Source organism: Thalassospira sp. MBR-102 (genome assembly GCF_040549275.1).
Taxonomy (GTDB): Bacteria; Pseudomonadota; Alphaproteobacteria; order Rhodospirillales; family Thalassospiraceae; genus Thalassospira; species Thalassospira xiamenensis.
The window spans coordinates 1-21,225 of record NZ_JBEPTC010000004.1; the positions used below are offsets into that span (position 1 = coordinate 1).

The 21,225-nt window shown below is 55.7% G+C and carries 19 protein-coding genes; 10 read left to right on the plus strand and 9 right to left on the minus strand.

The genetic code is table 11. The features are described 5' to 3' along the window. The first annotated feature begins 1,150 nt into the window (after positions 1–1,150). The gene (locus ABIE64_RS08800) at positions 1,151–2,356 is read left to right on the plus strand and encodes a M23 family metallopeptidase (RefSeq protein WP_354377177.1); all 1,206 of its coding nucleotides are present in this window, start codon (positions 1,151–1,153) and stop codon (positions 2,354–2,356) included. Positions 2,357–2,578: 222 nt separating this feature from the next. Here ABIE64_RS08800 and ABIE64_RS08805 read toward each other — a convergent pair whose 3' ends face one another. Continuing rightward, entirely contained in the window at positions 2,579–4,375 is a 1,797-nt protein-coding gene (locus ABIE64_RS08805) for an ABC transporter transmembrane domain-containing protein (RefSeq protein WP_037990143.1), read from the minus strand. A 45-nt stretch (positions 4,376–4,420) separates the two neighbouring features. Further along, positions 4,421–4,753: an iron donor protein CyaY gene (cyaY, locus tag ABIE64_RS08810; protein ID WP_007092401.1), complete on the minus strand. Its 333-nt coding sequence runs from the start codon at positions 4,751–4,753 to the stop codon at positions 4,421–4,423. Positions 4,754–5,034: 281 nt separating this feature from the next. Between cyaY and rpmE the strand changes: the two genes are divergently transcribed. Together rpmE and ABIE64_RS08820 are read left to right on the plus strand one after the other, a co-directional pair. Beyond that, positions 5,035–5,262 (plus strand): 50S ribosomal protein L31, encoded by a 228-nt coding sequence (gene rpmE / locus ABIE64_RS08815; protein ID WP_007092400.1) that lies wholly within the window; start codon positions 5,035–5,037, stop codon positions 5,260–5,262. Positions 5,263–5,501: 239 nt separating this feature from the next. After that, positions 5,502–7,262 carry an adenylate/guanylate cyclase domain-containing protein gene (locus tag ABIE64_RS08820; protein ID WP_354377178.1) on the plus strand — a complete coding sequence of 587 codons (1,761 nt, stop codon included), beginning with the start codon at positions 5,502–5,504 and terminating at the stop codon, positions 7,260–7,262. Between the two features lie 42 nt (positions 7,263–7,304). On the opposite strand, the gene ABIE64_RS08825 is transcribed toward ABIE64_RS08820, so the two are convergent. Together ABIE64_RS08825 and ABIE64_RS08830 are read right to left on the minus strand one after the other, a co-directional pair. Then, positions 7,305–7,778, minus strand: coding sequence for a DUF1465 family protein (locus ABIE64_RS08825; protein WP_354377179.1), 474 nt, complete (start codon positions 7,776–7,778; stop codon positions 7,305–7,307). A 422-nt stretch (positions 7,779–8,200) separates the two neighbouring features. Continuing rightward, positions 8,201–8,395, minus strand: coding sequence for a DUF1192 domain-containing protein (locus tag ABIE64_RS08830; RefSeq protein ID WP_007092397.1), 195 nt, complete (start codon positions 8,393–8,395; stop codon positions 8,201–8,203). A gap of 80 nt (positions 8,396–8,475) precedes the next feature. On the opposite strand from ABIE64_RS08830, the gene ABIE64_RS08835 reads away from it, so the two are divergent. The 3 genes from ABIE64_RS08835 to ABIE64_RS08845 all read left to right on the plus strand — a co-directional run bounded on the left by ABIE64_RS08835 (position 8,476) and on the right by ABIE64_RS08845 (position 11,480). Then, positions 8,476–9,510, plus strand: a complete 1,035-nt coding sequence (locus ABIE64_RS08835; RefSeq protein ID WP_354377180.1) for an NAD(P)H-quinone oxidoreductase — start codon at positions 8,476–8,478, stop codon at positions 9,508–9,510. A gap of 311 nt (positions 9,511–9,821) precedes the next feature. Then, complete coding sequence (locus ABIE64_RS08840) at positions 9,822–10,502, plus strand: DUF1013 domain-containing protein (protein ID WP_040060006.1); 681 nt, start codon at positions 9,822–9,824, stop codon at positions 10,500–10,502. A gap of 168 nt (positions 10,503–10,670) precedes the next feature. Next, entirely contained in the window at positions 10,671–11,480 is an 810-nt protein-coding gene (locus ABIE64_RS08845; protein WP_007091077.1) for a DeoR/GlpR family DNA-binding transcription regulator, read from the plus strand. On the opposite strand, the gene ABIE64_RS08850 is transcribed toward ABIE64_RS08845, so the two are convergent. Further along, positions 11,459–12,376, minus strand: a complete 918-nt coding sequence (locus ABIE64_RS08850; RefSeq protein WP_354377181.1) for a LysR family transcriptional regulator — start codon at positions 12,374–12,376, stop codon at positions 11,459–11,461. The two genes, ABIE64_RS08845 and ABIE64_RS08850, sit on opposite strands and share 22 nt — an antisense overlap. A gap of 107 nt (positions 12,377–12,483) precedes the next feature. Here ABIE64_RS08850 and ABIE64_RS08855 point away from each other — a divergent pair, with 107 nt between their 5' ends. Together ABIE64_RS08855 and ABIE64_RS08860 are read left to right on the plus strand one after the other, a co-directional pair. Next, positions 12,484–13,056 carry a GNAT family N-acetyltransferase gene (locus ABIE64_RS08855; protein WP_354377182.1) on the plus strand — a complete coding sequence of 191 codons (573 nt, stop codon included), beginning with the start codon at positions 12,484–12,486 and terminating at the stop codon, positions 13,054–13,056. After that, positions 13,053–14,282 (plus strand): MFS transporter, encoded by a 1,230-nt coding sequence (locus tag ABIE64_RS08860; protein ID WP_037990164.1) that lies wholly within the window; start codon positions 13,053–13,055, stop codon positions 14,280–14,282. Before ABIE64_RS08855 ends, ABIE64_RS08860 begins: the two co-directional genes overlap by 4 nt. Positions 14,283–14,346: 64 nt before the next feature. Here the strand turns inward: ABIE64_RS08860 and ABIE64_RS08865 are convergent, their stop codons facing one another. Then, positions 14,347–16,170 (minus strand): autotransporter outer membrane beta-barrel domain-containing protein, encoded by a 1,824-nt coding sequence (locus ABIE64_RS08865; RefSeq protein ID WP_354377183.1) that lies wholly within the window; start codon positions 16,168–16,170, stop codon positions 14,347–14,349. Between the two features lie 692 nt (positions 16,171–16,862). On the opposite strand from ABIE64_RS08865, the gene ABIE64_RS08870 reads away from it, so the two are divergent. Further along, complete coding sequence (locus ABIE64_RS08870) at positions 16,863–17,048, plus strand: hypothetical protein (protein WP_354377184.1); 186 nt, start codon at positions 16,863–16,865, stop codon at positions 17,046–17,048. A 442-nt stretch (positions 17,049–17,490) separates the two neighbouring features. Here ABIE64_RS08870 and ABIE64_RS08875 read toward each other — a convergent pair whose 3' ends face one another. After that, positions 17,491–19,437 carry a propionyl-CoA synthetase gene (locus tag ABIE64_RS08875; RefSeq protein WP_354377185.1) on the minus strand — a complete coding sequence of 649 codons (1,947 nt, stop codon included), beginning with the start codon at positions 19,435–19,437 and terminating at the stop codon, positions 17,491–17,493. 404 nt (positions 19,438–19,841) lie between these two features. Continuing rightward, entirely contained in the window at positions 19,842–20,006 is a 165-nt protein-coding gene (locus ABIE64_RS08880; RefSeq protein WP_007091085.1) for a YdcH family protein, read from the minus strand. Positions 20,007–20,121: 115 nt separating this feature from the next. Here ABIE64_RS08880 and ABIE64_RS08885 point away from each other — a divergent pair, with 115 nt between their 5' ends. After that, positions 20,122–20,739, plus strand: a complete 618-nt coding sequence (locus tag ABIE64_RS08885) for a UbiX family flavin prenyltransferase (protein ID WP_063092388.1) — start codon at positions 20,122–20,124, stop codon at positions 20,737–20,739. Positions 20,740–20,753: 14 nt separating this feature from the next. Here the strand turns inward: ABIE64_RS08885 and ABIE64_RS08890 are convergent, their stop codons facing one another. Further along, positions 20,754–21,218 carry a TIGR02444 family protein gene (locus ABIE64_RS08890; RefSeq protein WP_354377392.1) on the minus strand — a complete coding sequence of 155 codons (465 nt, stop codon included), beginning with the start codon at positions 21,216–21,218 and terminating at the stop codon, positions 20,754–20,756. Positions 21,219–21,225: the final 7 nt, after the last annotated feature.

The window sequence follows — 21,225 nt, forward strand, 5'->3', positions numbered from 1 at the left end:
GATCAAACTCTCATGTTCAATCCAAGCTTGTCTCATAGACAAACTCTTAAAAACCGACGTCTGCACATTTTGGTGGTTACCACAAACCAATCTGGCCTAAACCAAATCAGTCCGTCGTCTCCAGGATGCACAGACTAAACGCCATAACGCTGCCCGCGCATCCCTTCCTACTGATCAACAATGTCAAAGAACTCTAGAGCCGAAGCCCTCTACCTTCCAGTCCGCGTCGCCGTCTCCTTGGCGCCGCACCCCGTCGGTGGAGGCGGGTTATAGGCCCCACCCAAGGAACTGTCAAACCCTTTTTTGGAAAAAAACGCGCTAAAAATGCAAAAAGTTGGAAAGCCGGTTTTCCCTTAATTTCCGCCACAACCCGCCATATCACTGTCTGATTGAGTGCGCTGCAGCATCATTTTGACCATATGGTTAGGAATGACATTGTATCGATTTAGCCAACCGCAGAAAACAGCCGTTTTAACCTTAGCACCACCACATCGGCGTTTTGCACGGCACAAAACGGGCATCCGCGGCCTTTCACCCCACCCCGGCCGTCTTTTGCGAACACATATATATAATGGGTCATCGTAAAATCAGATTTGCCCCGAAAAGCCCGTGCAAAAACACCGGGCCATCACCGGCAATTTGCACACATATATATAAGAGTGCGAATCATGGAATGCGTCGGCAGCAGTCCGGCCCCGGCAGCGCGGCATTCAGGATAGTGATTCGCAGATACCGGCACACATTTTGGCCTGCGATCATACGCATCGACAAAAGGTGTGAATTTAAATGGTTAACACGCTGCCATTTTCTTGCCATTCTCGCCATTCAGATCAGCGTCGTTCTTGTGAAGATCCTGCCTTATTCATTTCAACGGTTCGTAAACCATATCCCGGCATCATGGCCGTAACGGGACGGTGTCCGAACCGGTTGCGAATTGGCATTTCACATTTACGAGTCTTTTTTGTATAAGGTTCGTGCCGATGTTGCCGCAAAGAGCAACTCGTTGGGCACACTGCATTATTAGTTCTAGGGGAGTTCTGCGGCAATGGCCGGAAGAGACTTGGTATCTATTGCCACCATCATGGCAATCTTGGGGGGGACTGCGGGTTTCATCCTCTCTGACCATTACTCCAACGCTTCGGATACCGCTTTGTCAGCCAGTGCCGCTGAAAGCGAGTTAAGCGCTTCTCCCTCGTCCGGTGTGACCGAAACGGCCAATCTTCCCGATAATGAACCCCGTCTTGAAACGGTTGTGTTGGAAAAAGGTTCCAACCTGATGGCAACTTTAACCGCGGCGGGACTGGAACGGTCGGTTGCGTTCAATGCCATCGAAGCCCTTCGCGATGTTTACAACCCCCGCAAACTGCGCGCTGGCCAGGAATTCGACCTTGTTTATGGCAGCGACGTTGAAGGGGATAGCGGCCTTTTTGATACGCTGCGCTTCCAGCCTGATCCCGAAACCGTTGTTCTGGTTTCCCGTACCGATGACGGTTTTACCGCCTCAAGCGACAAAATCGCACTGACCCCTGTTCGCAATGTTTCATCGGGCGTGATTGATCAGAGTCTGTTCCTTGCAGCAGAAAAGAACGGTATGCCGCTTTCGGTGCTGATGGAACTGATCGAGCTTTATTCCTATGAAGTCGATTTCCAGCGCGACATTCAGCCCGGTGACAGTTTCGAGGTGATGTTCGAGGAACTGCGCAACGATGCCGGCGAGCGCGTTCGTTATGGCGATGTGGTTTATGCCAGCATGACGCTGAGCGGCAATAATGTCCGCCTTTATTCCTATAAAGACAGCAATGGCGATGTCGACTTCTATAACCAGAAGGGCGAATCGTATCGCCGTGCCCTGATGCGGACACCGATCAATGGTGCGCGTCTGTCATCGGGCTTTGGCGCGCGCAAGCATCCTATCCTTGGTTTTACCAAGATGCACAAGGGTGTGGATTTCGCCGCCCCACCGGGAACGCCGATCTTTGCGGCAGGTAACGGCACCGTTGCCCAGATCGGTCGCAATGGGGGTTATGGCAACTATATCCGTCTGCGCCACAACGATTCCTATGATACCGCATATGCCCATATGAAGGGCTTCGCCAAGGGCCTTAAACAGGGATCGCGGGTCAAGCAGGGGGATGTGATCGGTTATGTCGGCACCACCGGCGCATCGACCGGCCCGCACCTGCATTTCGAAATCCTGAAAAACAACGCCCAGGTCAACCCGATCAAGGTCAAGATGCCCAGCGGCAAGACCCTTAAAGGAAACGAACTGAAAACCTTCCTGGCCAAGGCAGAGGGAATGCGCGGGCAGTATGCCGAACTTTCGATGCATAACCGCAAGGTCGCCAGCGCCGAATAAACGATCCGGATACCACGGCATACGCCTTAAAAAAAGCCCACCGATCACCATCGGCGGGCTTTTTTAATGTCTGCGCCAAGCATGGTCCTTTTTGACAACGGCATCGCCACATGAGCGGATGGACCATGCCAGTCCCTTTCCCGCCTGTCGGCCGCTGGCAACGAAAAACCCCGCCTGCATGCAAACGGGGTTTAACTGATCGCGACCGCTGTCGGTGCGCTATCAGGCCGCATCCTGTTCGAACTGCAACCTGGCCAGACGGCCATAAAGCGGGTTTGATTCCATAAGTTCCTGATGGGTGCCAATAGCAATCAGCTTTCCGTCATCAATCACGGCAATCCGGTCGGCATGCAGCACGGTTGCCAGTCGATGGGCAATCACAAGGGTGGTGCGTGTTGCCATGATGGTTTCAAGTGCCTTCTGGACCACCTGCTCGCTTTCGGCATCCAGCGCACTGGTGGCTTCGTCAAGCAGCAGAACCGACGGATTGCGCAGGATTGCGCGTGCAATCGCGATGCGCTGGCGCTGCCCACCCGAAAGACGAACGCCCCTTTCCCCCAGGAAGCTGTCAAAACCGTCGGGCAACCGATCAAGGAATTCGGTTGCATGGGCGGCATCGGCCGCCGCCCGGACATCCTCGTCGGACGCGTCAGGGCGGCCATAGCGGATGTTTTCCCACGCATTGGCGGCAAAAATCACCGGATCCTGCGCCACCAGACCAATCCGTTCGCGCACGGCGATCGGATCAGCCGTACGGATATCGACGTCATCGACCTTGATCACGCCGTTCGCCGGATCGTAGAATCGCAGCAGAAGCTGAAACACCGTTGTTTTGCCAGCACCCGACGGGCCGACAAGTGCTACGGTTTCCCCCGGTTTGACCTGCAACGAAAAACCGGTCAGTGCCGAACGGTCCGGGCGCGCCGGATAATGGAAAGTGACGTTTTCAAAACTGACATGGCCAAGATGTTTTTGCGGCATCTGGACGGGGTTTGCCGGTGCGGCAATCGCCGGTTCGGTTTCAAGCAACCCCATCAGGCGTTCAGCCGCCCCCGCCGCGCGTTGCAGATCACCGATCACTTCGCTGATCGCACCGACAGAACCGGCAACAACAATGGCATAGAACACAAAGGCAGAAAGGTCCCCGGCCGAAATCGTGCCATCCAGCACGTCATGCCCGCCGATCCATAAAATCGTCCCCACCGCGCCAAACACCATGACGATCACGATGGCGGTCAGAAGGGCGCGCGCCGAAATACGCGAAATCGCGGTTTTGAATGCGCCTTCGACAAAGCCATCAAACTTGTCGCTTTCAATCTTTTCGTGGGTATAGGCCTGAACCGTCCGCAGCGCATTGAGCGATTCTTCGGAAAAGGCACTGACATCGGCAATGCGGTCCTGTGCCTCACGCGACAGGCGGCGTACCCGGCGCCCGTAACCGATGATCGGCACAACCACCAACGGCACGACGAGCAAAACAAGTGCGGTCAGTTTGGGGCTGGTGATCGCCAGCATGGTCAGACCGCCGACAAACATCAGGATATTGCGAAGCGCAATCGAAACACTTGATCCGATCACAACCTGCAAAAGGGTGGTGTCTGTTGTCAACCGCGAGAGGACTTCACCTGTGCGGGTTACCTCAAAGAATCCCGGATCCAGCCGGATGATGTGGGCATAAACCGCCGAACGGATATCGGCAACAACACGCTCCCCGATCCACGATACCAGAAAGAACCGGGCATAGCTTGCCCCGGCCATCAGCAGCGTTACGGCAAACAGAACAAAAAGCGCCTGATCAAGCAAGGAGGCATTGCCATCGGCAAACCCCTGATCAACAAGCATGCGCAACCCGCTGCCAAGCGCAAGCACCGTGCCCGACGCAACAACCAGTGCCACCATCGCACCGGCAACCTGCAACCTGTAGGGCCGAACGAAGGGGATAATGGCGCGAAGAGCGGAGAAATTACGACTGGAGTCCCTGTCTGCAAGACGGGGTGAAGTACGAGGATTTAATGCCACAGCAGCCTTCCAGTTTACGCTTTTCCTGCCATTTCCATGATCGGATCAGTCGAGATCAAGTCGCCGACCGGTTTTCACCGCAAGATCCGCCGAAAGCTGATCGGTCAGCGTCGTCGACCCGCGGGTCGAGGTCCAGCTTTCATTGTCTTCATCGAAATCATAATGGCTGGCCCCGCTGACCGGCGAGGACATCCATATCTGGCGGTTCGGACCATGTTTATTGATGATGAACTGTTCACCCGAGTCGAGCTCGATCGTCAGGATTCCCGATTGCAGATCGACATCAAGATCATCGCCCATCTCGTCATCTATATGATCCGAGAGGGTTTCGATGGTGTCATCAGCAAGCTGATGGAAGCGGGTTTCATCAAGGGCCACGATCAACACTCCGTCTGTCAAAAGGGGCAAAACGCCCCCTGGCAAGGCGACAATTTCATATGCTGGCGCACCATACTATATAAAGAGTCTCGCGCAAGTCTGCATCACACAGGAACTACGGATTATTACCCGATGCGGTGTGCAATATCACCCTGCCCGCCGGGAAAAAACGCCTATCGCAACCGTTAATCAGGCTTTATCCAATAATTCCCGGATACAGGGGTTGCATAGGTCGATTTTTTACCTTATACACCGCGCTTCAAATTCCGGAGTGATAGGCGATGAAAAAAGACATCCATCCCGATTACCATGAAATCACCGTTCAGATGACGGACGGCAGCAGCTTCACCACCAAATCGACCTGGGGCAATCCGGGCGACGTTCTGAAGCTTGACATCGATCCGAAAAGCCATCCGGCTTGGACTGGTGTTCATCGTCTGCTCGACAGCGGCGGTCAGCTCGCGAAGTTCAAAAAACGCTTCGCCGGTTTCAATATCGGTAATAACTAAGCAAATTTCGCCTTTCTGGCGATTTATGGGATCAGCGCCCGCTAGCGTCTTCATGATGCTGCGGGCGTTTTTCTTTTCCGGATGCAGAATCAGAATGGTATGCAACCCAGCTATACGGGGGCATTAGCCATATTTAATGGTCATCCGGACATTTTCTTGCCATAATCTTCAACCGGCGCTATACCGCGCGGAAAACGGGGATGGGGTCCCCCTATTGTCAGGAAGACTGGGCTAACCGAATGAACCAGGTGATTGCGCGCACCCAGGTCAGTTATGAAGTCTATGTAAAAGACCGTTCAGGGCGTTGGGAAATTCACGCCCACTTTACCGGTGCGCAGAAAAAGCAGGCCGAGGAAGAGGCACGCTCGCTTGAAAAGATGGCGCATGTCTCGGCTGTGAAGGTCATTCGCGAAGTCTATAACCACGCGACCAATGCCGCGGATGAATATGTCATCTATGAAACGCGGCAAAGCGGCGCAAAAGACAAACCCCAGAACGCACCAAAGACAGCACCAACCCGCCCGGCCCCGGCGCGTGCGCCAGCAAGCCCCCCCGAACAGGTTTCAACACCGGCCCCAAAACCGGCCCGGACAAAGGTCAAAACAGCCAGCCCGGATGAAAGCCCCGGCCTCATTGCTGTGGCGCTGAAACTGGTGATGGCGTTTTGCATCGCGATTGCCATCGGTCTGGCTGCGATGCTTGGCGCATCTCACGGGCTTGAATATCTGCCGCGCATGGGGCTTTCGATCAGTCAGGGCTTCTACGACAAGGCCAATTTCATATCCTTTATTGTCGGCTTCCTTGCCAGTGCGACACCGATGCTGATGAGCATCACAAGCAAATTCAAGGGCAAGGCACGAACAGAGCCGGCGCAAAAGCCCGGTGCCAAACGTTCCGCCAGACCGGGGCGCAAGACGGCATCGCCGAACCGCCCGTCCTTATCGGGCAGCTTTGCAGAAATGGCCGCCGAGGTTGCGCGTTCTGAAAATGAAGCAATGCCCGACATCGATGCGGATGAAACCGACGATACCCAATCCGCATCCGAACCGCGCGATGACGGCATCCCCGATCAGCCAATGACCGTAACGCCAGCCCTTCAGGCCACGCGCGAGGTCATGAAATCCTTCATCGCCGGTTCGATAGAGGCCATCAAGCGGACCGTTCCGAACATGGACGCCTACCACAAATTCGGCGTCAATCTATACGTTGCCGGTGCCTGTGATGCCTGTAGCGAGAAGAACGCCCTTGGCACCAGTCAGGGACGAAGTGTTCTGAAGGACTGCATTTCCGCACTTGGGGCAACCCACAATATGGCCGACACATTCTGCAAGAATGTCGACAGCTATATCCTGGAACCAAAATACAAGGACATGTATGGCGCGGGCAGAAGCTCGATGGATGCCTACATGAAGGACGAGCAGAGCATCACCACATCGGTGTCGCGTGCGATTGCGTCATGGTCGGAAAAGCCGACTGGCGCGCCAGCAAACGCGAATAACAAGCTGCATGCGCTGATGTTTACCGACATCGTCAATTCGACCCAGATGACCCAGCAACTGGGTGATGTCGGCGCCCAGAAGATGGTGCATATCCACAACCAGATCGTGCGCACCGCCCTGATCAATAATTATGGCAAGGAAGTGAAGCATATGGGGGATGGCATCATGGCCGTGTTCCCGTCGTCTGCAAGTTCCGTCGAAGCCGCCATCGAAATTCAGCGCAACATGGCGCAGCATAATGGCCGCGAGGACCTGAAATTCCAGATTCGCATCGGCATCAATGCCGGCGAGGCCATTGCCGAAGAAAACGATCTGTTTGGCAGCGTCGTGCAGCTTGCCGCACGTGTCTGCGCCCAGGCCGGTGGGGATGAAATTCTGGTATCGCAGAACGTGAAGGATACCTACGCCGGCAGCCGGGCGACCTTCACATCGAAAGGCACACGCCAGATGAAGGGCTTTGCCGAACCGATAGAAGTCTTTGCCGCGACCCCGCGCGCCTGAAGCATTTTGCCTTTAATCTGAAGAAGGTGGCTGAACCGTTGCTCAGGCTGAACAGCGTGCCGCGACCTGAAGCTCCATCCGCGCCGTTCGCATATAAAGCGAATGGGCCCGTTCCATAAGATCGCGAAGGGCGGGGGGAAATCCTGTTTCTTCGTCGCAGTCGTCGCGAACACAGATTTGCAGATCGACCATCAGATCATCAAGATCAACCGCATCTTCCCAATCAATCTCGCCCTCTTCAACCGCCCGCACCGCAAGCAGCCACGCCATCGCCCGGATCAGGCGGCTGGTCATGCGCATCTCCTCAACGAATTGCTTCATTTTGGCACTGCCGTGAATCCCATGGCGCGATGCGGTTCGATTTGCGGAAAGATAATTACGCGCCTCCACCAGCAGGGTGAAAGCCTCGTCATAGGTTCGCGAAAGAGGAACAATCGCGAAGTTGCTTTGATAGGGTTGCCCGATCCCGGTCGGGTGATCCTTTTTTGCCATAAAGCTTATATGGGAAACGGACACCGGGCTTCAAGCATCCGGGAAAATTTGCCCTAAATTTGCCCCGAAATAGAAAGACCGCCCCAAAGGGCGGCCTTGCCTCAACCTGCTAAACTTGCCGGACTTTTTTTTATTCTTGATCTTGTTTGTGGCCGAACTCTAGCTAGCGGTTGGCAAGGGGTCAAGGTAATAAGTGTCGGAAATATGACAGTACGTATTAATACGTACCGAAATACGTATAAGCAGTACGTAAAAGGCGAAAACATAAAAAGAACCGCCCTGAATTCGGGCGGTTCAGTTTAACAGGGAGGCATCGAAACATCACGTTCGACAAGGGGCCAAACAGTGGCCCACTACCCATATATAAGACGGTAAGTTTAATATTCAATTAACCGGAGGTTTAAAAATATATCCTCACGTTTAATATTTTGGCGTACCCGCCCCCGTCAGTTCTTGAAAAGCGCTTCCGCCCCGGCACGAACACCATTGCGATGCTCCATTGCCGCATCAACCCGCACCAGTTCCTGCTCCAGGGCGGCTCGATAATCGACAAGGTTTTCAATCGACATTCCGTCAAGGCTCCGCGGCAGGCCGAACATCGCGGCCAAAGGTTTTTGCAGGTCGTCTTCTTCCACAGTCATCCTCCTTTGACATTTTGCCCCTGGCGGTTTTGCCGCTATTACATAGGGATCGAATTTATCATTCGCTATGGAGTTTTGTCATGACCTTGCCAGACGACCTTGCCCCAAGCCTTGCCCCAAGCCTTGCCAAAGACATGCAGGCAATCGAAATCCGCATCGAGGGCGAAAACCGCTATCTTGCCGCGGGCAAGGTCGCGATGCCGGAAATCACGCAGGGCGAGGTTCTGGTGCGTATTCGTGCCGCCGGGGTCAACCGGCCCGATCTGATGCAGGTGGCCGGGATGTATCCCCCGCCCCCCGGCGCATCGGAAATCCCGGGGCTTGAACTTTCCGGTGAAATTGTTGCCACCGCCCCCGATGTCACGACATGGAAGGTTGGTGATCAGGTTTGCGCGCTGGTCACCGGCGGCGGCTATGCCCAATATGCCGCTGTCCCCGCCGCACAATGCCTTCCGGTTCCGGCTGGCCTTTCCATGACAGAAGCCGCAAGCCTTCCCGAAACATTCTTTACCGTCTGGCATAATGTTTTTGACAAGGCCGGGCTGAAATCCGGCGAAACCTTCCTTGTTCATGGTGGCACATCGGGGATCGGCACCACCGCGATCCAGCTTGCCAAGGCATTTGGCGCGCGCGTGATCACAACGGCCGGCAGCGATGACAAATGCCAGGCCTGTCTGGACCTTGGTGCGGATATCGCCATCAATTACAAAACACAGGACTTCGTCGAACAGGTAAAATCCGCAACCGATGGCAAGGGGGCGGATGTCATCCTTGATATGGTGGCGGGCGATTATGTTGGCCGCAATTTCAAGGCCGCCGCAATGGAAGGCCGCATCCTGATCATTGCCTTCCTCAATGGACCAAAGGCCGAAACCAACTTTACCCCGCTTCTGTTAAAGCGCCTGACCTTGATGGGATCAACCCTGCGCGCCCAGCCGGTTGCCAACAAGGGCGCGATTGCAGAAAAGCTGCGTCAACAGGTCTGGCCGCTATTTGAAAACGGCACGATCAAACCGGTCATTTACCAAACCCTGCCGATGGATCAGGCCCAACAGGCGCATGAGATTTTGCAGGGTGGCGCACATGTTGGAAAAGTGGTACTGGAAGTGCCTTGATCGTTTACGGATCCGGGTTGAAGGCATATCGATCACCATCGGCTTCACCCTTTCCCGGCAACAGGCCTTCGATTGCGGGTCGAAAAGAAATATTCTTTTCGATAACCTGCAACAGATTGTTGCTTTTAACCGCACATTGATCGAAAAGAGCGCTGTGGCGGTTCCAGCGACGCGCGGCACTCACCTTGGGTTGCCTTTGCTGCGTTGCCGGAACACCAAAACAGATTATATTCTGGGGCAGATATTCCCGCGTATTTGGGGTTCATCCCATCGCCGGTCTCCAGAGAGAGAAAGAGTAAACAGGAGGAATTATGGCTCAGCCCCTCATGCCCAAAGCAACGGCCGTATGGCTTATCGACAATACCGGTTTGTCGTTCCGGCAGATTGCAGCCTTTACCGAGCTGCATGAACTGGAAATTCAGGCCATCGCTGATGGCGATGTCAATCAGGGGATTGTCGGCCTTGATCCGGTTGCCAATGGTCAGTTGACCAAAGACGAGATCGCGCGCTGCGAAGCTGATCCGCGTGCATTGCTGAAAATGGCAAAGTCCGACCTGCCGCGTCCGCGCGCGCATGGCAAAGGCGCACGCTACACCCCGGTTTCAAAACGCCAGGATCGCCCGAATGCGATTGCATGGCTGCTCAAACACCATCCGGAACTCTCGGATGCGCAGATTTGCAAACTGATCGGGACCACCAAGGACACGATTGGCAAAATCCGCGACCGTACGCATTGGAACTCGGCCAACCTGACGCCGCGCAACCCGGTGACCATGGGGCTTTGCATCGAACTTGACCTTGAAAAACAGGTCGTGATCGCACGCAGCAAAAACCCGGAAAAGGTCGTCAAGAATGTCGAGCCCGATCCGCTGCCCGAAGAATTGCAGATCAACCCGGAACCGGATTATCCCGGCAAAAAGGATGATCGCAAAAAAGACGAACCCAAAACATCCGATTACATGGAAGCAGCAGAAAACCTGTTCCGCTCCTGATCGATGCAAAGGCCGCCCACCGGGGCGGCCTTTTCTCTTTGGCGACCAACCCAAAAGCGAATATGTTTTGTTTCATATGAATGCCGTGAAACGGTAATATTCCTGAAATGAACACGACATAACATTCGTTCAAACAAAACCGCGAAACAACCGCCAAAGAAACCCCTCATGCAAAAACGTCCGACTGAACGTCAGGCCAGCATCGTTGAACTTGTCCGTGCTGACGGTTTCAAGACCATTGAACAGCTTGCCGAACGTTTTCAGGTAACCCCGCAAACCATCCGCCGCGACGTAAACGCCCTTTGCGACGAAGGATTGCTGCGCCGTCGCCATGGCGGGGTTGAACCGGCACTTGAACATGAAAACATCGCCTATCGGGCGCGCAAGGTTCTGCATGTGAATGAAAAGCGCAAGATCGCGGCATTGGTCGCGCGCGCCATTCCCGATGGCGCATCCCTGTTCTTTTCAATCGGCACCACGCCGGAACTGGTGGCAAGTGCGCTTTTGCAGCATCGCGGTTTGCGGATTTTCACCAACAACCTCAATGTGGCTTACGTCGCCGCCACCAATGACAGCTTTGACGTCACCCTGATTGGTGGCCGGTTGCGCAATCGCGACCGCGATGTTCTCGGGCCGGAGGTCGAGGCATTTTTTAACAGCTACAAGGTCGATTATGGCATTTTCGGCGTTGGCGGCATTGATGCCGATGGCAGCCTTCTTGACTTTGACGAACAGGAAGTCCGCGCACGTTCCGCCATTCTGACCAACTCGCGCCAGACCTATCTGGTCGCCGATCATACCAAGTTTGGCCGCAATGCCGTGGTGCGCGGCGGCTCTGTCACACAGGTCACCGCCTTCTTCACCGATTGCGCACCGCCCGCTGCCATCGCCCAGATGATCGAAAAAAACGGTGTTGCCCTGCATATCCCCGAACCAAACGCCGAATTCCCGACCTTCTACGTCCCCGAAGAAGACTGATTTGGCGTCCAGTCTCGCGCAGCCGCAATCAATCCATTGCGGACTTCGCGCAATCCGCTGCCCATCACCTTGTCGCGCCGGACAACAAGGGCAAGGCTCCGCGCAAGGTCCGGGGCAAGCTTGCGGGTTTTGATCGGGAACTGTGTGCGGCCCAACCGCGCGCCCATGGCGGGCAAAATCGTTGCCCCCAACCCGGCACCCACCAGTTCCTTGATCGCCTCGACACTGCCAAGTTCCATGATCGAATGCCCGGCAACACCGGCGGCCCGCAGCCAGTCATCGACAATGGTGCGCGTCTGCCCACCGCGTTCATACAGAACCAATGGAATATCTGCCAGATCAGCCGGCCGGACCAGATCGGGCACATCCATCCCGTCGGCAAAGATCGCGACAAACGGATCGGTCAGAACCGGCACGATATCCAGACTGCGCCCGCTGGCCGGTAATGTCACCAGCCCGATATCAAGGCTGTTTTCCTCAATCGATTTCAGAACGTCGCTGGTATTGCCGGTCCGAACGATGATTTCAAGCCCCGGAAAACGCCGCTGCAACTGTTCCAGAACCTTTGGCAGGAAATAGATACACGCCGTCGCACCGGTCCCGATGCGCACCGGCCCGACCGTGCCATTGGCAAATCCCGCCACAGCGTCCAGGGCGTTCTGAACCGATGCGTCAATCTCCCCCACCCGGTCCAGCAATGCCTGCCCGGCGGGTGTTGGCATCGCGCGTTTGCCGACACGCTCAATCAACCGCACGCCAAGACGATCTTCAAGCTGGCGGATCTGTTGACTGATCGCAGGCTGGCTTAAATTCTGCCGTGCGGCGGCGGCTGAAAAACTGCCAAGTTCGATCACATCGGCAAAGGCATGCACCTGATCAAGGTTAAGGCCACGCATCTAAAACTATTCCTTATGATCCGCATAAGAATACAAATCTTATCTTATTTCAGACGACCGGCTAATGTCACGCCATACCATCAATTTCTGATATGGAACCCCGATCAATGTCGACCGATACACTGCCCGTCGCCACCAAAACGTCCGATCTCGTCATACGCGATGCCGATCATGCCAACATTGCCGCGATCACCGCAATTTACCGCCACCATGTCCTGACCGGCACCGCCTCGTTCGAAGAAATCCCGCCGTCCGAGACCGAAATCACCAATCGCTTTGATGCCATCCGCGCCAATGGCCTGCCCTATCTGGTCGCCCTGCGCGGTGATGTTATCGTCGGCTATTGCTATGCCAGTCTCTATCGCCCGCGGTCGGCCTATCGCCACACCGTCGAAAATTCGATCTATGTCGCGCCCGATTGCATCGGGCACGGGATCGGTGCGGCCCTGATGGCGGCCCTTCTCGAACGCTGCGAAGCTGGTCCGTGGCGGCAGATGGTTGCCGCCATCGGCGATAGCAAAAACCACGCATCCATTGCCCTGCATCGGAAATTCGGCTTCGACATGACCGGGACGTTTCATAATGTCGGCTACAAGTTTGGCACATGGCTGGACTCGGTTCTGATGCAGCGCCCGCTTGGTTCGGATAAGCCGGTCATCCCCGGCCCGGCCGATAAATGATCACCCGCGCACTTGTCATAAAGCTGGGGCTGGGGCAGCTCATCAGTTGGGGGACCGCCTATTATCTGATTGGCAATTTCGGAACCCTGATCGCCCAACATCACGGCTGGTCCGACAGCGTGGTTTATGCCGGTTTCTCGCTAAGCCTCCTGACCATGGCGGTCATATCCCCCTTTTGCGGCAGGATGATCGACCGTCACGGCGGGCGGATCATCATGACGCTGGGGTCCTGCCTCAATGCCCTTGGCTGTCTGATCCTTGCATTCGCCGATCATCAAATTCTGCATTTCATTGGCTGGATCATTCTTGGGCTTGCCATGCGTGCCACCCTTTATGATGCGGCCTTTGCCACCCTCGCCCGGATTGGCGGGCGCGATGCCAGACGGGCGATGGGGCAGATCACGCTTTTTGGCGGCTTGGCCTCAACCGTCTTCTGGCCGCTCGGGCATTTGATCCAGTCGGAATTCGGCATTTCAATCGCCCTTGTCGCCTATGCCGGTTTCGCCCTGCTGACCGTCCCGATGTATGCCGCCATCCCCGATGCCCGACATGGCAAACCTTCGGGAACCACCCTTAATTCCACCGATAATACCAATGACACCAGTAATGCCGATGACCACGGACTGGCAACGCATCAACGCCTGTGCGGCTTTCTGTATGCCGTGATCGTCACCCTGCTCAATGTCGTGAATGCCGCAATGTCGGCCCACATGATCGCGATCCTGATCGGACTTGGCTTAACAACCGCCGCCGCGATCAATGCCGCATCGCTGCGCGGTATCGGCCAATCCGCGGCGCGTGCCGCCGAAATCCTGTTTGGCAAACGCATCGCCCCGGCAAGCCTGACATTGTTTGCCACGGCCGTTTTGCCGCTCTGCTTCGTCCTTGCCTTCTGGGGCGATCAGTTTGCGATTGCCGCCATGACCTTCACCCTGCTTTACGGGGCGGCAAACGGCGTCCTGACAATCACGCGCGGAACCCTTCCCCTGATGATCTTTGGCAATGCCCGCTACGGCCATCAGGTCGGGCGTTTGCTGGTACCGGGATTTATCCTCTCCGCCCTTGCGCCCAGCCTTTACGAACGCGCCATCGCACACTGGGGGCCGACGGGCGCACTCTGGCTTTCCATCGGCCTGCTGGCCTGTGCCTGTGGCGCAGCCATATGGCTTTATCTGCTCTTACGCCCGCAAAGGTCTGAAACCCGCCCTGCGCTGATTGTCCGATAGATATTTCTCATAAAAAAAAAGCCCGCAAATCAAATTTGCGGGCCTCACTAGCATCGCGTCGCGTTCAGAACTTCAGGTCTAAGGTAATCATCACATCTGCGCGCTGCGCAGCCGGATCACCGGAAAGGCTCAACCTGCTCGAAAATCTGTCATCAATATCCGCAAGCATTGCGCCCGCGGAAATTTCTGGCGTCCCACGATCAGACAGGCTGGTACCGACATAGGGCGACGCCGTTACGGCAAAGTTTCCATCCCGACCGGTAAACGAAATGCCATAAGCAACCAAACCGCTCAGCGTGTATTCGCGGTAATCCTCACGCCCGACCATGCGCGACCCTTCGATTGAGCCCGACAGACCCGTCCCGCCCGAGGCAAACCGCACACCACCGCCAAGGTCAAACGCCCCGGCATCGCCGTTGGTCTGGTCGGTGAAATCGTGGATATAACCCGCTTTCACATATGGCGTCAGGGACGTCTCGCTTATCTGGAAAGAATAGGCCAGCTCGGCATTCGGCTTTAACTGAACGGTATTGACCGAGGATTCAGCAACCCGGCTACCGTCACTTTCGGTATAGGCAGCAAGCGTATTGCGCGACGTCAACGCACCAAGCCCGCCCGTCACCCGAAACGGGCTATCTGCAATTGGCTGGAAAGTTTGGCGTGCATCAACCTGCAGATACCAGCTCTGGCTGTCGGTGTTTCCCGTCACAGTGCTATTGCGGCTTCTGGCAACATCCCCGAACGCATATCCCGCAATCGCCGAGAAGGTCAGCATGTCCGAAGGTCTATAGATCACATAGGGCGAGAGGTTCCACGTATCCTCTTCGTAAGTGCCGTTCTCAAAGGTCGTCGTAATGTCGGCCTGGGCGTAGCCAACGGACATACCCGCCACCAGTGCGGGCGAAAAACGATAATCCGCACCGACATTGTACCCCCAGACGCTGCCGTCATAACGGCTGTCCTCGCCCGTCCGGTTGCGCGTATTCTCGATATCGGTAAAGGACCCATGCCCCCAGATCGTAATCGGACTTTCGCGAGACAACAGCGTGCGTTGTTCCGGCCCGTCCGTTGCACTATCAGCGTTTTGCGCAGCAGCAAGCCGCGATGTATCGAAAGACGCAAGCATCGCCAACCCGCCCAGGGTTGTGCCCTCCGTGCGCGTTTTCTTGTCCATCGGATCATCAAGCAAGCTTGAGGAAGCAAAACCGAATTGCTGTGTCGGTGTCGTGGTATCTGGCACTGTTCCGATATCTGGACCGGCTGCCACATTGGCCACCCGTGATCCGAAATTCTGGCCGATGATAACGGACTGCGACCGCGTTACCGCGCCCTGAACGGCGCGCTGCGCCGCAGATGAATTGTCCGAAGCCACGTCGGCAGTTGTGATCGTCACGGAGGCGCTGTTATAGACCAGATGCACACCGCTCCCCGAAACCGTATAATTGACGGTCATGCGGATGGTCGCACCATTCTGCCCGTCGATGGTGACCGTTCCGGTTTCGGTGCCGTTGATGTTCCGGTTACTTGCACAGGCGGCACCAGCCGCAGCGCTGAATGCGCCGAGGGTGCAACCCTTATGCGACGTGTTATTGTGAGCGGCACCAGTTCCGACGCGAAATTCCTCATTGCCGCCGTTCTGGCTGACGAAGGTTATGTCGCGCAATGAGGTATCGACGTTGACACCGCCGCTTGTCGCGACGCAGGTGCCAGCACTATCGTCATAGGTCAGACTATTCGCACTGTTTGAAGTCGCGGCGACGGCGGCAAGGTTGGTGCAGGTGATCGTCGTGGTGGCCGCAGATGCGTCGCGCACATGACCAATCATAAAACCGCAAAGAAAGGTTATCGCAAAAAGCAAAGACGATGGCAGCTTTGCAATATTGATCATACTGGATCCCCCGAACCAATAATCCCCCAAAAACATCAATATAAATCAACATTGGGTTGTATAATATTTTCATTAACTGAGAAATGAACTGTGATCAATATTGTTTCCGCAATAAAGAACTCCCCATGGGCAAAGCTCGCGCAAGCTGTCGGTATCGCAGCGGAGCTTTCTGATCGGGTGAAGCATCTTCGCTCTATGGCAGCGTGATCGCACTGCCCCCTACTCAATGCCCGGCATGTCCGTCATGGCGTCACACAGATGCCCCGGCACATTGGCCATCTGCACGTAACTGACAGTTCAAACCCCGCCAAGGGCTGGATAAATCAACGCCGCCCCCGGAACCCGGCCCCCAAAGCTCTCTTCGCGCGCCCGGACCGCAATCCCGGCAGCCAGAACGATCTTCTTGCCTGAATGCACCCGGCGATCTGATCCGTGCCTTTGCCGATCCGCCGGTCTTGCATTTCACGGGTTGGGTTGGGTTGGGTTGGGTTGGGTCGGGGCGGGTCGGCTCTGCTCGGCTCTGCTCTGCTCGGCTCTGGTCCTGCCATGCCTGCCCCGCCATTCCGATGCCGCCTTTGTGACATTGGCCGGGCTTGGCGGACGTGATGCTGCACGGGCAACGGGCAAGTCCCCTGCCCGGCCTTCGCATAGCTTGGCGGTCTGGCAGTCTCGCGGCCTGACGGTTTCGCAGCTTGGCCGTCTGGCGATCTGGCATCGACGGAGCTGTCGCACCTGCCGATCTGATCCAGTCGCAATTCGGCCCTGCCGCAACCACAGTCATTGCCATCGCCACCCCTGTCGGGGTTGCCTCACTCGCCCCGCCCACACTTCTGGCACGTCCCGATGCCCGAAGGACACATTTCTCCCGTCATGATTAACAACCGTTTTCGCCAATTCTCCCCGAAACTTATCGAGGCTATCGGGCGTCACCGCCCGGACGCACGTCCCCCGTAATGACTTTTCCATCCGCCATCAATACACCCCTTTGGCAACGTCGTCGTCGCCCTGCCGCCCCATCAGATCGCTGAACAATCATCGTCACTTTCCTGTCTTCCCGGCCCGAATACGCAAAAACCCGCGAAAGCGCATCACGCTTTGCGGGTTTTTGATCCGGGTGCATTTGTCCCGTTGACTTTGCCTTTATGGCACAAATAAAAGAACAAATCAAGAACATTTTTCGGAAAAATTCATTCCCGTGAAAATGGTATATTTTTCAATATATTAGAAAGGCCCGCCCGCAGGATAAATCAGAATAAATCCGACGGGCGGTGATGCTGCCCCGGCCTCATACCAGTCCCGGCATCGGGAATTTTCATGCCGTCATGATGCCGCTGATTTGGCGTAACCGATATCTTTGAGGGCTTCGGCAATTTCCGGCAAAATCCCCGGATCATCGATGGTTGCCGGGGCGTTATATGCCTCCCCATCCGCGATGGATCGCATGGTCTTGCGAAGGATCTTGCCCGACCGGGTTTTGGGCAGACGATCCACGATGGTTGCCTGCTTAAACGCCGCAACCGGCCCGATCTGATCGCGCACCATGGCAACCACTTCCTTGATGATCGCCTCATGCGGGCGATCCACCCCGGATTTCAGAACCACAAAGCCAAGCGGCAATTGCCCCTTAAGGTCATCATGCACCCCGATCACGGCACATTCGGCAACATCGGGATGCCCCGAAAGCACTTCTTCCATTGCCCCGGTCGATAACCGATGCCCCGCGACATTGATGATGTCATCGGTTCGCGACATCACATAGATATAGCCGTCCTCATCGATAAAACCGGCATCCCCGGTGGCGTAATAGCCGGGAAATTCTTCAAGATAGGCCGACTTGAACCGATCATCATTCTGCCAAAGGGTCGGCAATGTTCCCGGCGGCAACGGCAACTTGGCCACCAATGCGCCGATCTTGCCGCGCTCCAATGGTTTGCCGCCTTCATCCACCACCTGCAAGTCCCAGCCACAGGCCGCGACCGTCGGCGATCCATATTTGATCGGCAGCATTTCAATACCGCGCGGATTGGCACAGATCGACCATCCGGTTTCGGTCTGCCACCAATGGTCGATCACCGGCACGCCAAGGCTGTCTTCGGCCCAGTGCAGCGTATCGGGGTCTGACCGTTCGCCCGCAAGATAAAGCGCCTTGAGGCACGAAAGATCATAATTGGCCATCAACGCGGCCTTGGGGTCATCGCGCTTGATCGCGCGAAACGCGGTCGGTGCGGTAAACAGGACCTTGACCCGATGCTGCGATATCACCCGCCAGAATGCCCCGGCATCGGGCGTTCCGACCGGTTTGCCTTCATACATCACCGTCGTGCATCCGGCCAGAAGCGGCGCATAAACGATATAGGAATGCCCGACGACCCACCCCACATCGGATGCCGCCCAATACACATCACCGGCCTCGACGTCATAGATATTTTTCATCGACCAGTTAAGCGCCACCATATGGCCGCCATTGTCGCGCACAACGCCTTTGGGCTGGCCGGTCGTGCCCGATGTATAAAGCACATAAAGCGGGTCGGTCGCGGCCACCGGCACACAATCAGCCGGGGCGGCCTTGGCACATTCCGCCATCCAGTCAAAATCACGCCCGTCAATCAGCGGGGCCGAACATTGTGCGCGCTGGAACATCAGGACCGTTTCGACCTTGTGCTTCGCCTGATCAATCGCCCGATCCAGAAGCGGCTTGTATTCGATCACCCGCGATCCTTCGATGCCGCAACTGGCACTCAGGATCAGCTTTGGCTTTGCGTCATTGATCCGGGTCGCAAGCTCGTTCGATGCAAACCCGCCAAACACGACGGAATGGATCGCACCAATGCGCGCACAGGCCAGCATCGCCATCGCCGCCTGCGGGATCATCGGCATATAGATGATCACCCGGTCGCCTTTGGTCACCCCCTTGGCATGAAGGGCCCCGGCAAGGCGCGCAACCTCATCACGCAGTCGGTTATAGGTGAATGTTTCAATCGTATTTGTGACCGGGCTGTCATAAATCAGGGCCGCCTGTTCACCGCGACCGTCTTCGATATGACGATCCAGCGCATTAAAACAGGTATTGACCATCCCGCCTTCGAACCAGCGATAAAACGGCGCATTGCTGTCATCAAGCACCCGGTCCCACTTCTTGTACCAGGACAGATTTTCCGCAGCTTCTGCCCAGAAACCTTCCTTGTCCGCGATCGAACGATCATAGATTTCCTGATAGCGACCCGTCATTTGTGAAACTTCCTCCCGCGCGTCTGGATCTTTGCCCAAATATACGCGTCTGGCTTGTGTGCTGCGTTACCGCGACATCATCATCCGCAAATGTTGTGACATCGCCTGCCCGATCTGTATCAAGGGCCAGCCCCAAGGCCGCCCTAATTCGGCATCATAATACCGATTTAAATTTCCAATGCCCCTTAGACATTGGTAGAGGGCAGAAAACCGGGATTTATGCGGATTTAAATCAATCCAGAAAACATCTTTCCACGTATGCTGCTTTATGAAGGTCAGAACGCAGAAGGATGCTTACAAGAATGCCGCCTCTCGTTGTGGGCGACAAGCGGAGGCGGCAAAAAATGAAGGAACTGATCCTGTCGTCAGGAGATGCATTTTTCAGGAAATCGGCACAGCCTTACCATCACGCCATGCGGATTTTGCCAGCATCCTCTTGACGGCTAATGGGTTATTCGACTTATCTCGTCCTTGATTTCGAGCTTGCGGCGTTTAATGTCTGCGACACGGGAATTGTCTGGCGCCGGGCGGCGCTGCTCGTAATGGAGTTCCTGCTCAAGTGCAGCATGTTTGGCAGTGAGAGCTTCGACATGGGATTGAACACTCATTCGCCTACTCCTCAGTTCTGACTTTGCCCACACAAAGATGGTAGTAATTCTGTAATATGATTTCCAGTCTTTCGAAGACGCAATCGTTCAAATAGTGACCCGGATAACACATAAAATGTCTCAAAAGGATCGACTTATCATTGGCATAACCGGCGCGTCCGGGGTGATTTATGGCATTCGTTTTTTACAGCTGCTGAAAAATTCGCCAATCGAGACCCACCTGATCCTTTCAAAGGCGGCAGAACGCACAATCGCCTATGAAACCGATTTTAAAATCCGCGATATCAAAGAGTTGGCAGATGTTGTCCACGACAATGCGGATATCGGTGCCTCAATCGCATCCGGTTCTTTTCGCGCACGCGGCATGGTCATCGCCCCCTGCTCGATGAAGTCTCTAGCCGAGGTCGCAAGCGGAGTCGCAGACAATCTGATCGCACGTGCCGCCGATGTGATGTTAAAGGAACGCCGCCGACTGGTTTTGATGGCGCGCGAAACGCCGTTGCATGCCGGCCACATCCGCAATATGGCACTGGCGACTGAAAACGGTGCGATCATTGCCCCGCCGGTTCCCGCCTTCTATGCGCGCCCGCAATCGCTTGATGAAATGGTCACGCAAAGCTGCGGCCGGATCCTTGATCTGTTTGATATTGATCTCCCGGAAACGGCCCGCTGGGGCGACACGGACGCCGAAAACCACATCCCGGTCACCGGCAAACCGCGCAAGACGGATTAAGCTATCAGGCCGCCCTATTTTAACATCATGCAGGCGCAAAGCTGTTCCAGCGCAGCATCGCATTCCGACTGGCTCATCTTAAAGCGGGTCGGCGATAAATAGGCCCGTGCCGGTGCCATCGGATCACCAGCCGGGATGGTTTCAACCGCCTTGCACAGAAGTTCCTGTTCGATACGTTCGGCGGCAACTTCGTCATTCTTGACCTTGCCACGCAGTTTTTGCGCACTGCTCCAATCGGCATTGCGCAAAAAGCGACGGGTATTGCGCAACGGTACAATTACCTGTTCACGCCAGTCCCGCACCGCATTTTCAAGGGCGGATATGCTATGCGGTGCCTGCCCCTTCTGGCCAAGATAGAACATGAACAGCAACATGTTCACATCCAGATCACAACGTTCCTGCAATTCAAGACAAAGCGGCGCAACGCCGTCCCGTCCATACATCTCGACCGTAAAGGCCCAGACTTCCTCTGCGTTCATATCCAAC

What these genes read in the sequence shown, in the direction of transcription:
- ABIE64_RS08840 (WP_040060006.1), top strand. Translation starts at nt 9,822, where the DNA reads ATGGCTCAGCCCCTCATGCCCAAAGCAACGGCCGTATGGCTTATCGAC.
- ABIE64_RS08835 (WP_354377180.1), top strand. Translation starts at nt 8,476, where the DNA reads ATGACCTTGCCAGACGACCTTGCCCCAAGCCTTGCCCCAAGCCTTGCC.
- ABIE64_RS08850 (WP_354377181.1), bottom strand. Translation starts at nt 12,376, where the DNA reads ATGCGTGGCCTTAACCTTGATCAGGTGCATGCCTTTGCCGATGTGATC.
- rpmE (WP_007092400.1), top strand. Translation starts at nt 5,035, where the DNA reads ATGAAAAAAGACATCCATCCCGATTACCATGAAATCACCGTTCAGATG.
- ABIE64_RS08830 (WP_007092397.1), bottom strand. Translation starts at nt 8,395, where the DNA reads ATGACTGTGGAAGAAGACGACCTGCAAAAACCTTTGGCCGCGATGTTC.
- ABIE64_RS08880 (WP_007091085.1), bottom strand. Translation starts at nt 20,006, where the DNA reads ATGAGTGTTCAATCCCATGTCGAAGCTCTCACTGCCAAACATGCTGCA.
- ABIE64_RS08855 (WP_354377182.1), top strand. Translation starts at nt 12,484, where the DNA reads ATGTCGACCGATACACTGCCCGTCGCCACCAAAACGTCCGATCTCGTC.
- ABIE64_RS08890 (WP_354377392.1), bottom strand. Translation starts at nt 21,218, where the DNA reads ATGAACGCAGAGGAAGTCTGGGCCTTTACGGTCGAGATGTATGGACGG.
- ABIE64_RS08820 (WP_354377178.1), top strand. Translation starts at nt 5,502, where the DNA reads ATGAACCAGGTGATTGCGCGCACCCAGGTCAGTTATGAAGTCTATGTA.
- ABIE64_RS08865 (WP_354377183.1), bottom strand. Translation starts at nt 16,170, where the DNA reads ATGATCAATATTGCAAAGCTGCCATCGTCTTTGCTTTTTGCGATAACC.
- ABIE64_RS08885 (WP_063092388.1), top strand. Translation starts at nt 20,122, where the DNA reads ATGTCTCAAAAGGATCGACTTATCATTGGCATAACCGGCGCGTCCGGG.
- ABIE64_RS08845 (WP_007091077.1), top strand. Translation starts at nt 10,671, where the DNA reads ATGCAAAAACGTCCGACTGAACGTCAGGCCAGCATCGTTGAACTTGTC.
- ABIE64_RS08860 (WP_037990164.1), top strand. Translation starts at nt 13,053, where the DNA reads ATGATCACCCGCGCACTTGTCATAAAGCTGGGGCTGGGGCAGCTCATC.